The sequence below is a fragment of the Microbispora sp. NPDC049633 genome (genome assembly GCF_040675265.1).
Classification (GTDB): Bacteria; Actinomycetota; Actinomycetes; order Streptosporangiales; family Streptosporangiaceae; genus Microbispora; species Microbispora maris.
Genome location: NZ_JBFAOO010000212.1, coordinates 1 through 12,189, shown reverse-complemented (window position 1 = coordinate 12,189; position 12,189 = coordinate 1). Strand labels below are relative to the sequence as shown.

10 protein-coding genes and 1 pseudogene are annotated in these 12,189 nt (G+C 71.2%); 6 read left to right on the top strand and 5 right to left on the bottom strand.

What is annotated here, in order from left to right:
- Positions 1 to 679: 679 nt before the first annotated feature.
- Complete coding sequence (locus AB0J39_RS33565; protein ID WP_363472142.1) at positions 680 to 889, bottom strand: hypothetical protein; 210 nt, start codon at positions 887 to 889, stop codon at positions 680 to 682.
- Positions 890 to 1,022: 133 nt separating this feature from the next.
- Between AB0J39_RS33565 and AB0J39_RS33560 the strand changes: the two genes are divergently transcribed.
- Positions 1,023 to 1,880, top strand: coding sequence for a PRC-barrel domain-containing protein (locus AB0J39_RS33560; RefSeq protein WP_363472139.1), 858 nt, complete (start codon positions 1,023 to 1,025; stop codon positions 1,878 to 1,880).
- A gap of 92 nt (positions 1,881 to 1,972) precedes the next feature.
- Here AB0J39_RS33560 and AB0J39_RS33555 read toward each other — a convergent pair whose 3' ends face one another.
- The 4 genes from AB0J39_RS33555 to AB0J39_RS33540 form a co-directional block, all read right to left on the bottom strand.
- Positions 1,973 to 2,488: an FxsA family protein gene (locus tag AB0J39_RS33555; protein WP_363472136.1), complete on the bottom strand. Its 516-nt coding sequence runs from the start codon at positions 2,486 to 2,488 to the stop codon at positions 1,973 to 1,975.
- Positions 2,489 to 2,565: 77 nt separating this feature from the next.
- Positions 2,566 to 3,309: a polyprenol monophosphomannose synthase gene (locus tag AB0J39_RS33550; protein ID WP_363472133.1), complete on the bottom strand. Its 744-nt coding sequence runs from the start codon at positions 3,307 to 3,309 to the stop codon at positions 2,566 to 2,568.
- Positions 3,309 to 4,865: an apolipoprotein N-acyltransferase gene (gene lnt, locus AB0J39_RS33545; protein ID WP_363472130.1), complete on the bottom strand. Its 1,557-nt coding sequence runs from the start codon at positions 4,863 to 4,865 to the stop codon at positions 3,309 to 3,311. Before lnt ends, AB0J39_RS33550 begins: the two co-directional genes overlap by 1 nt.
- Before the next feature lie 446 nt (positions 4,866 to 5,311).
- The gene (locus AB0J39_RS33540) at positions 5,312 to 7,561 is read right to left on the bottom strand and encodes a PhoH family protein (RefSeq protein ID WP_363472127.1); all 2,250 of its coding nucleotides are present in this window, start codon (positions 7,559 to 7,561) and stop codon (positions 5,312 to 5,314) included.
- A 173-nt stretch (positions 7,562 to 7,734) separates the two neighbouring features.
- Here AB0J39_RS33540 and AB0J39_RS33535 point away from each other — a divergent pair, with 173 nt between their 5' ends.
- The 5 genes and pseudogenes from AB0J39_RS33535 to AB0J39_RS33515 form a co-directional block, all read left to right on the top strand.
- Complete coding sequence (locus AB0J39_RS33535; protein ID WP_363472124.1) at positions 7,735 to 8,949, top strand: ROK family transcriptional regulator; 1,215 nt, start codon at positions 7,735 to 7,737, stop codon at positions 8,947 to 8,949.
- 12 nt (positions 8,950 to 8,961) lie between these two features.
- Positions 8,962 to 10,299: an ABC transporter substrate-binding protein gene (locus tag AB0J39_RS33530; protein WP_363472121.1), complete on the top strand. Its 1,338-nt coding sequence runs from the start codon at positions 8,962 to 8,964 to the stop codon at positions 10,297 to 10,299.
- 4 nt (positions 10,300 to 10,303) lie between these two features.
- Positions 10,304 to 11,206: a sugar ABC transporter permease gene (locus AB0J39_RS33525; protein WP_363472118.1), complete on the top strand. Its 903-nt coding sequence runs from the start codon at positions 10,304 to 10,306 to the stop codon at positions 11,204 to 11,206.
- Complete coding sequence (locus AB0J39_RS33520; protein WP_363472115.1) at positions 11,203 to 12,024, top strand: carbohydrate ABC transporter permease; 822 nt, start codon at positions 11,203 to 11,205, stop codon at positions 12,022 to 12,024. The genes AB0J39_RS33525 and AB0J39_RS33520 overlap by 4 nt, the downstream gene beginning before the upstream one ends.
- A pseudogene (locus AB0J39_RS33515) lies at positions 12,021 to 12,189 on the top strand (6-phospho-beta-glucosidase); the annotation flags it as partial. The gene AB0J39_RS33520 and the pseudogene AB0J39_RS33515, both read left to right, overlap by 4 nt.

Here is a 12,189-nt window from a genome sequence, read left to right as displayed (position 1 = left end):
CTTGGCCTGCCCCGCCCGATGCACCCGCCCCACCCGATCAGCAAGAGCACACGTGATCCGATCCCGCGCGAACAACAACTCCTCGGCCTCGGCCAAGCAGATATCCACATCATCCGGAACCGCCGCCAACGCCAACGACTGCACCGACGCGCGCGCCGAGGCCACCAGCACCCACGACGACCGAACCCGCCGATCACCCGCGCCAGCGGTACCCGCCCTCGCAGAGCCCGCTTCAGCAGAACCCGGCCCGGCAGAACCCGCCCCGGCATCGTCGGCATCAGCAGACGCACCAGCGACACTTTCGGCACCGGCGCTGTCGGCACCGGCACTGTCGGCACCGGCACTGTCGGCAGCGGCACTTGGACGCGGGGGCATTTGCCCAACGAGGAATTGCCACCTTTGCGCGACTCGAGGATCGCGGGCCGGATCGCCAGGGATATTTATTCGGCTGATTCCCCAGGTGCGCCCATCGCCGGTGGACGTGCCTTCCGAGGACCAGAGAGGCGAGCAGGCAGTGAGCCGCTCCCACCAGGCCCTATCCAGCGTGTTCGAACGGCCGGAACGGTCAGGGTCGATAAGTGGCGACGCCATGACACCCCCTCCAGCTCATTCGAATACTTGTATGAATTCTTTCACGCGGCTCTCGCCCGCTTCAAGCGCCGAGCCGAATTGATTGGAGTCACAGGCAGTCGTGTGGACGATTCCTGCCAATTTCGACCAAGGCCATTCTTGTCGGCCCGCTCCACGTTTCCGCTTCCCGCCAGCCCGGCTGCCCGAGACCGGACGGTTCCGCCGGCCGGTGGACGCCGTAACCGCCGGAACACCCCCGGCCCGAGATCATGACGATGATTTTCGCGATGGCGGCCGACACCGCGATCACGACGCCCACCTGGGACGATGCCGAGACAGCGGCGTCACGGCATACCCCGCGACAGCGGTGATTTTCCGGAAAGGTGGTTTTCGTTCTCCCATCGGCGGTAGCCCAGAAAGGGACCGACCAAGCGAGAGACAAGGAGAAGCACGTGATCACTCACGAGCAGATCCCCATGGTGCTCGACAACCCGGTCCACGACCTCAACGGCGACAAGATCGGCGAGGTCGCGCAGGTCTTCCTGGACGATGCGACGGGACGGCCGAAGTGGGTCTGCGTCAAGACGGGACTTCTCCACACCAAGGAGACCTTCATCCCGCTGCACGACGCGAACCTGACGGCCGGTCATGTCGAGGTCCCGTACGCCAAGGAGCACGTCAAGAACGCGCCCGACGTGGAGCTGGACGCCGACGGGCACCTGTCCGCGGAGCAGGAGCGTGAGCTCTACCGTCACTACGACATGAGCTGGGACGCCGCCTGGGAACGTGCGAACCGGTCCGACAGCCTCACCGGCTGGGCCGACAGCGGCGGGCGGCGCGAGCGCGAACGCCTGGGGCTCGGCACCGAGGACCAGGCGGACTCCGAGGACCTCTTGGACCACAGGGACCAGACAGACCAGACAGACCAGACAGACCACAGGGACCAGACGGACCACAGGCACTACACGGACTACGCCGTGACCCGCGGCGGGGAGCGGTACGGCACCGACGATCCCGCGCTCGGCTCCAGAGACCGGCTGGACGCCGAGATTCCCGGCACGCATCCGGGTGAGCCGCTGGCCCCGCGCGACCCCGCGACCCGGTCCGGGGAGCTGTTCGGCGCCGGCGACCCCTCGATCACGTCGAGCGAGCGGTACGGCACCGAGGATCCGGCGGCCCGATCGCAGGAGCGGTTCGGCACCGGCGATCCGGTGACGCGGTCCGGCGACCGATTCGTCACCGACCCGGACGCCCGGGACCGGGACATCCGCCGCCGGGACATCCCCGGCGAGGACGAGCCGCGACTGTAGGCCGCGCTTCGTCCGTCACCAGCCCCGTTGCCCCGGTGTGCCTCCGCCGCCGGGGCAACGGCGTGCCCCGCCGCTTTGAGTCCCGGCCGCTCTCAGTCGTCGTCGACGATCTCGCCGTGCACCACGCGGCCACGGCCGGCTCCGGCGGGCCCGCCGGAGCGCTCCGCCCCGTCGAAGCCGGCCCCGCCGAAGCCCGCGGTCCGGTCGAAGATCGGCGCGTACGGCGAGCGGGCGGCGAGTGTGCGCACCCGGCGGCCGAGGAACCACGACAGCCAGCGGCGGGCGATCGGCCGGCTGAACGGCAGGATCATGAAGAACCCGAACACGTCGCTCAGGAAGCCGGGGGTCATGAGGAGGGCGCCGCCGGCGACGATCAACGCGCCGTCGGCGAGTTCCCTGTCCGGCATGCGCCCCGACTCGACGGCCGTGCGCAGCGCCGCCCAGGCCCGCCGGCCCTCCCGGCGCACCAGCCAGGCGCCGAGGATGCTGTCGGCGATGAGCAGGGCGACCGTCTCCCACCCGCCGATCACGGACCCCACCCGGATCAGAAACCAGATCTCCAGGACGGGAACCAGCAGGAACCCCAGGAACAGCCCGATCCGCACCATGTCTTGCCCCACTCACCCCGGCACTCGTACGTCTGCGTCAACGTCCCCGCGGCCGCTGGGGTTCCTGCGGATCGCGCCTATCGCCGCGGGCGAAACCGGTCGGCTAAGCCGGTGACCCCCCAGACGGCCACGCGCCAGAAGGCCTCGATGATGATCCTGCGGCTCATCTTGCTGCTGCCCACGGTGCGCTCGACGAACGTGATCGGCATCTCCCTCACCCGCAGGCCCTGCCGTACGGTGCGCAGCGTGAGGTCCACCTGGAAGCAGTAACCCTGGGACTCGACGTCGTCCAGGCCGATCTTCTCCAGCGTTGCCGCGCGGTAGGCGCGGAAGCCGGCGGTGGCGTCGCGGACAGGGATGCCGAGCACCAGCCGGACGTAGGTGTTGGCGCCCCGGGACAGCAGCTCACGCGAGAACGGCCAGTTGACGGTCTTGCCGCCGGGCACCCACCGGGACCCGATGGCGAGGTCGGCGCCGTCGGTCACCGCGTCGAGCAGCTTGTGCAGCTCCTCGGGCTGGTGGGACCCGTCGGCGTCCATCTCCACCAGCACGTCGTAGCCCTCGGCCAGGCCCCAGCGGAACCCCGCGATGTAGGCGGCGCCGAGCCCCTGCTTGCTCGTCCGGTGCAGGACGTGGACGTGGTCGTCGGCCTCGGCCAGCTCGTCGGCGATCCGGCCGGTGCCGTCGGGGCTGTTGTCGTCGGCCACGAGCAGGTGGACCTCGGGCAGCGCCTCACGCAGCCGCCGCGTGATCATCGGGAGGTTCTCCCGCTCGTTGTACGTGGGGACGATCACGAGCACCCGCCCCGGGGTCCGCTCCATCAGCTTTTCCTCCGCCCAGAGATGGCCGCCACCGTCGCTCCGGCTCCCATGAGTATCAAAACCCACTCAGGCAGCGCACCTACCTCCGCCGCCAGCGTGTTCTTCGTCCTGACGGGGACGTCCAGGACGTTCATCCCCGCCACCAGCTCGTCCGTACGCCAGCCGACCCGGCCGTCCGGGCCGACGTACGCGGAGATGCCGGTGGTCGCCGCGGTGACCACCGCGCGGTTGAACTCCACCGCGCGCAGCTGCGACATCGCGAGCTGCTGCGGCGGCAGGTTGGTGAGCGCGTAGCTGGCGTTGTTGGTCTGCACGACCAGCGGGGTGCCGCCGGCCAGCACCGTCTCGCGCACCGTGCTGTCGAACGCCACCTCGTAGCACTCGACGGTGCCGACGGTCACCGGGCCCATCCGCAGCGCCCCCGGCTTGTCTCCGGCCACCGACTGGCGGCCGACCAGGTTGGCCCGCGACGACAGCGCGAGGAACAGGTCCTTCATGGGCGTGTACTCGCCGAAGGGCACGAGCCGCCGCTTGTCGTAGTACGCGCCGGGGCCGGTGACCGGGTCCCAGACCACGCCGCGGGTGGCCCGCTTATCGGTGCCGATCTTGACCACCGCGCCGACGAGGACCGGCACGCCGATGTCCTTCACGGCCGAGTCGATCGTCTGGCGGGCGAACTCGCTGCTGTAGGGGTCGATGTCGGTCGAGTTCTCCGGCCAGACCACGAGGTCGGGCCGCGGAAGCTTCCCGGCGCGTACGGCCTCGGCCATCCTGTGCGTCTCGTCGGCGTGGTTGCGCAGCACGACGGCGGGCTCGTCGCCGAGGAAGTACATCCCCCGCCCGGGGACGTTCCCCTGGATGACACCGATCCGCACTGTCCTGCCCTCGTCGCCGGGCCGGGGCACGACCAGCCCCAGCACCGGTACGGCTATCGCGGCGAGGAGCGTTCCGGCAACCACCCGGTCGGCCCGCCACCTCGGCGGGCGCCGTGTGACCAGCGCGGCGAGCAGCGTCCCCGTGAGGACGACCGTGAAACTTACAAGTGGGGCGCCGCCCAGCGCGGCGAAGCCGGTGTACGGCGACTGGCCCTGGCTGAAGGCCAGCCGCGCCCAGGGAAAGCCCCCGACGGGGAACAGTCCCCGGGCCCACTCCTGCGCCACCCACAGGCAGGCCACCCAGAGCGGCCACAGGCGCAGCCGCATGACGAGTGCGGCGAGACATGCCAGCGCCGCCCAGAAGAGGCTCTCGATGCCCGTGAGGGCCAGCCAGGCGTCGTCCCCGATGGGGCGGACCCAGGCGAGCGTCGGCAGGAGGAACGCCAGCCCTCCGGCGTACCCGATCCACGCGGCCCGGCGCGGCCTGGCGCCGCGGACGGCGAGGGCGAGCAGCGCCGTGCCCAGGGGGGCGCAGAACCACCACCCGAGGGGCGGGAAGGCGAGGTAGAGCACCAGGCCGCCCGCTACGGACGCGGCGAGGCGGATCAGCGTGCCCGGCACGCGCGGCCCGGGCGCCGCGGCGGCGGCCGGCTCCGCGTCCTGTGCCGTCTTCAGTGCCACGGGACAGTTTCTCCTCGCGTGTCGATGGGCCCGCGTCCTGGTGTGGAAAATCACCCCAGGTCAGGGTCGCAGACGGCGGCGTGAGCCGCCAAACCGGCCCTTGGCAACTCTACGAGGAAGTGAAGGGGGCCCGGGCGGCCCTTCGGACCGGTTCCGTCCCGTCGGCGGCGGGCGCGGAGCTCCGTTGTCTACTGGGTGCCCGGGCCCCTCCTGGGTCCAACCCCCCGGCCGGCTGGGGTGCCCCGCCTCGGCGGAACGCCGCCCTGCGCCTGGTGTGCTGACGGGATCACGCTCCGTCATCGACGCAGAGGCCAGCGGCGCCATAGAACGGCCAACCGGTCAGTCCCGTGCTGGACTTTGCAGCAAACTACCGACCTCAGCGCAGATGTCAACCGCGTCCCGATCAGCGGAAACACCATGTTTCCGCAGGTGGGAGCGGTGCCGGTTCAGCGCCGTTCCAGGCCGGTCAGAGCCTCCGGCAGATCGCCGGTGTGGACGACCCCGAGGCGGCTCGTGGCCCGGGTGAGCGCCACGTAGAGATCGCTCGGGCCGCGCGGCGACTCCCGCAGGATCCGGCCGGGTTCGACCACGATCACCGAGTCGAACTCCAGCCCCTTGGCCTCGGTCACCGACAGCACCGCCACGGGCGCGTCCAGCGCGGCCGGGCCGGGCCCGGTGGCGGCGTCCGGCACGGCGGCCCGGACGATCCGCCCGATCTCCCCGGTCATCCCCGCGGGGGCGATGACCACGAGGCGGCCCCCCTCGACGACCTCGGCGGCGACCGCGGGGCCCGCCTCCACCAGGGACGCGACCCGCAGGGCCCACGGCCGTTCGCCCGTCTCCCGCACCGACTCCGGCGCCTTCAGGTCGGGGCCGACCAGTTCGAGCACGCGGGCGGCCACCTCCATCAGCTCGGCGGGGGTGCGATAGTTGACGCTGAGCCGCTCCTCGCGCCAGCGACCCGCGACGTACGGGTCGAGGACCCGCGCCCAGCTCGCCGCGCCCGCGGCCGACCCGGTCTGGGCGATGTCGCCGACGATCGTCATGGACCGGCTCGGGACGCGGCGCATGACCATCCGCCAGGCCATCTCCGACAGTTCCTGGGCCTCGTCCACGATCACGTGGCCGAAGGCCCACGTGCGGTCCCTGGCGGCCCGCTCGGCCGTGGTGAGATATGTCTCCTCGGCCTGCTGCCGTTCGGCGAAGCGCTCGGCGTCCATGATGTCGGCCAGGCCGGTCAGCTCCAGCACCTCGCGGGCGTAGGCGATGCGCTCCTCGCGCTCCTGCTCGGCCCGGCGGGCCGCCCGCAGCACGCCCTCGTCGATGTCGCCCAGCAGCTCGGCGGCCTCGTCGAGCAGCGGCACGTCGGCCACGCTCCACCAGTTCTCCCCCGGCTTCTCCCCCGCCTTGGGCGGCTCGCGCAGCAGCAGGTCGCACTCCCGCGCGCCCAGCCCGGCCGCCGCCATCCGCTCGCGGTCGGTGAACAGCCCGATCAGCAGCTGCTGCGGGGTCAGGTACGGCCACAGCCGGTTGAGCGCCACCCGCACCGGTTCCTCGGTGCGCAGGTCTTCGCGCAGGTCGGCGAAGTCGGCGTCGTCGAGGTTGCCGCGTCCCAGGTGCCTGGCCGCCTGCCGGGTGAGCGCGGTCAGCAGGTGCCGTACGAACACGGACCTGGCCTGGTTGTGCGGCCGGCGCGAGCGGTGGGCCTTCGACCTGGCCGCGTCCAGCGTCTGCCGGTCGAGCTTCAGCGTGAACTTGTCGAGCCGGATCTCCACGGGCGTACGCGGCATCCGCTGGCGCTCCCGTACGGCCCGCGCGATCACGTCGGCCATCCCGATCCGGCCCTTGACCGCGGACGCCTCGGGCGAGTCCTCCCGGGTCGCGGTCAGACCGGGGTACATCTCGCCCACGGTGGACAGCAGCACGTCGGTCTCGCCGAGGGACGGCAGCACCTGCTCGATGTAGCGCATGAAGGTCGGGTTGGGCCCGAGGATCAGCACGCCCCGGCGTTCCAGGCGCTCCCGGTAGGTGTACAGGAGGTAGGCCGCGCGGTGCAGGGCCACCACGGTCTTGCCGGTGCCCGGCCCGCCCTGGACGACGAGCACGCCGTTCAGGTCGCTTCTGATGATCTTGTCCTGCTCGGCCTGGATGGTCGCCACGATGTCGCGCATGCGGCCGGTGCGCTTCTCGCCGAGCGCGGCCAGCAGGGCGGCCTCGCCGTTGAGCGAGGCCCGGTCGGCGTCGGTGAGGCCGTCGAGGTCGAGCAGGTCGTCGTCGATCGCGGTGACGTTGCGGCCCCGCGTGTGCAGGTGACGCCGCCGGGTGACGCCCATCGGGGCGGCCGGGGTGGCCCGGTAGAACGGCTGCGCCACCGGGGCCCGCCAGTCGATCAGCAGCCGGTGCTGGTCGTCGTCCGACAGGCCGATGCGGCCGATGTACAGCCGCTCACCCTCCGAATGGTCGAGCCTGCCGAAGCACAGGCCGTTCTCCACCGCCCACAGACGGGCCAGGCGCTGGGCGTACATGCCGGCGAAGGAGTCGCGTTCCGAGCGGTTCTGGTGGGTCCCCGAGGCCCCCTGGGCCAGCACGGCGTCGAGCTGCCCGCGCGTGCGCTCCCGCAGCACGTCGAGGCGCTCGTACAGCGCGGCGACGTACTTCTGCTCCCGGGCCAGCTCGCCCGTCGAAGACTGTGGCATAGGCCGCCAGATTCTACGTGCCGTCCCGCTCTTCGCCCGCATCGGGAACGAGGGGTCACAGGTGGATCTCGGCGCCGAGCGCGCTCTTGACGGCGTCCGGGCCCGTTCGTACGGTCGCGTCCATAGTTAGGAAACTTTCCTAACGCATGGCCGGAGGAGCTGGAGGAGAAGGCATGACCAGGCCCATCGCGGGGACGCCGAGCCTGCTGCGCGCGATCAACGACCGCGCCGCGCTGATGGTCCTGCTGGAACGCGGTCCGCTGACCCGGCCCGAGCTGGGGGCGCTGACCGGCCTGTCCAAGCCGACCGCCTCCCAGCTGCTGGCCCGGCTCCAGGAGGCCGGTCTGGTCGTCCTGGACGGCATCCGCGAGGGCCTGCCGGGCCGTACGGCGGAGCTCTACCGGATCAACCCCCGCGCCGCTCACGTGGCGGCGCTGGACGTCACCCCGGCGCGCATCGCCGTCGCGGTCGCGGACGTCACCGGCGCGGTCGTCGCCGAGCACCGCCTGGCCACCCCCGGGCGCACCGGAGGCGACGTGGTGGAGCGGGTCCGGGCCGCCCTCGCGGGGGCGTGCGGCCCGGCCGGCCTCGACCCGACGGAGCTGAGCCGGGTGGTCGTCGGCATCGGCGGCGCCGTCGACCCCTCGACCGGCCGGCTCGGCTACGCCGCCCACATCCCCGGCTGGCACATCCCCGACCTGATCGGGACCCTCCGCGACGGGATCGGCGTGCCGATCGACGTGGAGAACGACGTCAACCTCGTCGCGCAGGCCGAACGGTCCCGGGGCGGCGCCCGCGGCCACCAGGACTACGTGCTGCTGTGGGCCGACGAGGGCATCGGCGCGGCCCTCGTCATCGGCGGCCGCCTGCACCGCGGCGCGACCGGCGGCGCGGGCGAGGTCGGCTACATGCCCGTGGTCGGCGCCCCCACCGCGCGGGACGTCGGCAGGCGGGCCAACCACGGGTTCCAGGCGCTGTCGGGCGGCCCGGCCGTGCTCGCCCTCCTGCGCGCGCACGGCGTGCGCGGCTCCACCGCTGCGGGCGCCGTACGCAACGCGGTCGCCGCGGCGGGACGTGGCGGCGCGGACGGCGAGAGCGCGCGCGAGGCCCTGCGCGACCTGGCCGGCCGTCTCGCGCTGGGGCTGGCCGCGATCACCGCCGTGGTCGACCCCGAGATCGTCGTGCTGTCCGGCGGCGTGCTGCTGGCGGGCGGCGAGGTCCTGCGGGGGACAGTCGAGCGCGAGCTGCACGCGCTGACCATCCCCCGCCCCCGCGTGCTGCTGTCCGCCCTGGAGGGCAATCCCGTCCTCGCCGGGGCCCTCGACCTCGCACTCGGCGCCGTACGCGAGGAGCTGTTCGGCGCGAACGCATCCCCTTCCAAGCGCTAGGGAGGCACCCCCATGAAACGCCTTCTCCTCGTCTCCGCCACACTGTCCGCCACGGCCGGGCTGGCCGCGCTCACCGCCTGCACGGCCGGCACCGAGAGCGGGCCGCCCAAGGTGATCCAGAGCGGGGCGAGCCACGACCCGGTCACCATCGAGTTCTGGCACGGCTTCAGTGCCGACAACGAGCTCAAGGCCTTCGACGAGACCCTCGCCGGCTTCCAGAAGAGGTTCCCCTGGATCACGGTCAAGCCGACCAAGGCCGTCCAGGACAGCCAGATCCTCCAGTCCGTGCGCGGCGGCAACCCGCCCGACGTGGCCCTGTCGTTCACGACCGACAGCGTGGCCGAGTTCTGCAAGGCCGGGATCTTCCAGGACCTCAACCCCTACCTGAAGGCGAGCGGCATCGACCCGGCCTCGCTGTTCCCGAAGGTGATCGCCGAATACACGCAGTATCAGGGCAAGCGCTGCGTGATGCCCATGCTCGCCGACGCGTACGGCCTCTACTACAACAAGACGCTCATGAAGGGCCACCAGCCCCCGAAGACGATGGGCGAGCTGGCCGACCTCGCCAAGAAGCTGACGGTCAAGGACGACAAGGGCGACATCAAGGTCGCCGGGTTCGTCCCGACCAGCCAGATGTACGAGAACGCCCCCATCCACACCGGCGTGATGGTCGGCGCGAAGTGGACCAATCCCGACGGCACCTCGGCCATCGGCTCCGACCCGCAGTGGAAGAAGCTGATGACCTGGCAGAAGGACCTCACCGACTGGTACGGCTACGACAAGCTCGAGAAGTTCCGCAAGAGCTTCGGCGACGAGTGGTCGGCCGAGAACCCGTTCACCACGGGCAAGGTCGCGATGGCGGTCGACGGCGAGTGGCGCACGGCCATGCTCGCCGCCGACGCCCCGGACCTCGGCTACGGCACCGCGCCGCTGCCGGTGGCCGACGACCAGCCCCAGCGGTACGGCGCGGGCTACATCACCGGCACCGTCATCGGCGTCCCGCGCGGCGCCAAGCACGCGGAGGCCGCCTGGGAGCTGGTGAAATACCTCACCACCGACACCGGAACACTCGTCACGCTGTCGAACGCGATCAGGAACGTGCCGAGCACGCTGCCCGCGCTCCAGTCGCCCGATCTTAAGAAGGACCCGAACTTCCAGACCTTCCTGGACGTCTTCGCCAATCCCCACAGCACCACGCTGCCGGCCCATGTGAACTCCGTCTTCAACCAGCAGACGCTGCAGGAGGCGCAGATCAAGTGGGAGTCGGGCCGCGCGTCCGACCTGGACGCGCTGCTCGCCGAGGTCGACAAGAAGATCGACGAGAAGCTCAAGCTGACGGCGGGCGGCTGAGCCGATGCGCGGGAACCTGCGTGCCCTGCTCTACCTGTCCCCCTGGCTCGCCGGGTTCGCGATCCTCTTCGTCTACCCGCTGGTGTCCACGGTCTACTTCTCCTTCCAGCGCTACGACCTGTTCACGCTGGAACCGGTCGGGCTGCTCAACTGGGAGTACTTCCTCAAGGACCAGGCGGCCTGGACGGCGATCCGCAACACCCTGTGGCTCGTCGTGGTGATGGTCCCGCTGCGGGTGCTGTTCGGGCTCGGCGTCGCCCAGCTGGTGACCCGGCTGAAGGCCGGCGTGGGCGTCTACCGCACGATCTTCTACCTGCCCGCCCTGGTGCCGCTGGTCGCCGGGACCCTCGGGTTCGTGTTCCTGCTCAACCCCGGCACCGGGCCGGTGCACGCGATCCTGTCGGCCGTCGGGCTGCCCGCGCCGGACTGGTTCGGCGACCCGGCGTGGTCGAAGTGGGGGCTGACCCTGCTCGGCCTGTGGTCGGTCGGCGACCTGATGGTCATCTTCATGGCCGCCCTGCTCGACGTGCCGAAACAGCTCTACGAGGCCGCCGCGATCGACGGCGCGAACGGCTGGCGGCAGTTCACGTCGATCACGCTGCCGGTGATCCGGCCGGTGCTGACGTTCGCCCTGGTCACCGGGGTGATCCAGACGCTGCAGTACTTCACCCAGGCCGAGGTGGCCGCGCGGGTCGCGTCCGGGGCGACCGACTCGGCCGGGTCGGTCTTCACCCCCGGCTACCCCGACCAGTCCACGCTGACGTTCCCGCAGTGGCTGTTCCAGCAGGGCTTCCGCGACTACGCGATGGGCTACGCGTGCGTGCTCGCGCTGGTGCTGTTCGCGGTGGCGATGGTGTTCACGCTCATCCTGCTGCGGCAGTTCCGCTTCATGGAGGAGGAATCGTGACCCGGACCGCGCTGCTGTGGGTGGCCCGGCACGCGCTGGCCATCGCGCTCGCGCTGATGTTCCTCGGCCCGCTGGTGTTCATCGCGCTCACGGCCCTGATGAGCGACCGGCAGGCGCTCACCTCCGACCTGTGGCCGCACACCTGGAACTGGGGCAACTTCGCCGAGATCTTCGCCAAGGCGCCGCTGCTGACGTGGATCCGCAACACGCTGCTCTACTCGCTGCTCGCCACCGCGTTCATGCTGGTGTCGTCGATCCCCGTGGCGTACGCGCTGGCGCGGTTCCGCTTCCGCGGGCGGCGGCTGGCGTTCCTGCTGGTGATCACCACGATGATGCTGCCGCCGCAGGTCGTGGCGGTGCCGATCTACCTGATCTGGGCCCGCTTCCACCTGACCGGCACGCTGTGGCCGCTGATCCTGCCGATGCTGCTCGGCGACGCGTTCTCGATCTTCCTGCTGCGTCAGTTCCTCGTCACGATCCCGCGCGACTACTCCGACGCGGCGAAGGTCGACGGCTGCGGCGAGTTCCGCACGCTCGTGCGGGTGATCCTGCCGATGGCCCGACCGGCCGTCGCCGCCGTGGCGCTCTTCCAGTTCTTCTACTGCTGGAACGACTACTACGGGCCCCTGCTGTACGCGGGGACCGACCTGGACAACTGGACGCTGTCGCTGGGGCTGGCGGCGTTCCGGTCGGTGCACCGCGTGCAGTGGAACCTCACGATGGCCGCCACCCTGCTGGCCATGGCCCCGGTGATCGTCGTGTTCTTCTTCGCCCAGAAGGTCTTCATCGAGGGCGTCAAGCTGACGGGAGTCAAATGAAACTGGCCGTTGTCGGGGGCGGTTCCACGTACACGCCGGAGCTGATCGACGGTTTCGCCCGCCTGCGCGGCGAGCTGCCGCTGTCGGAGATCGCGCTCGTCGATCCCGACGAGCGGCGGCTCGCGACGGTCGCCGGGATGGCCCGGAGGATGCTCGCCCGCGCCG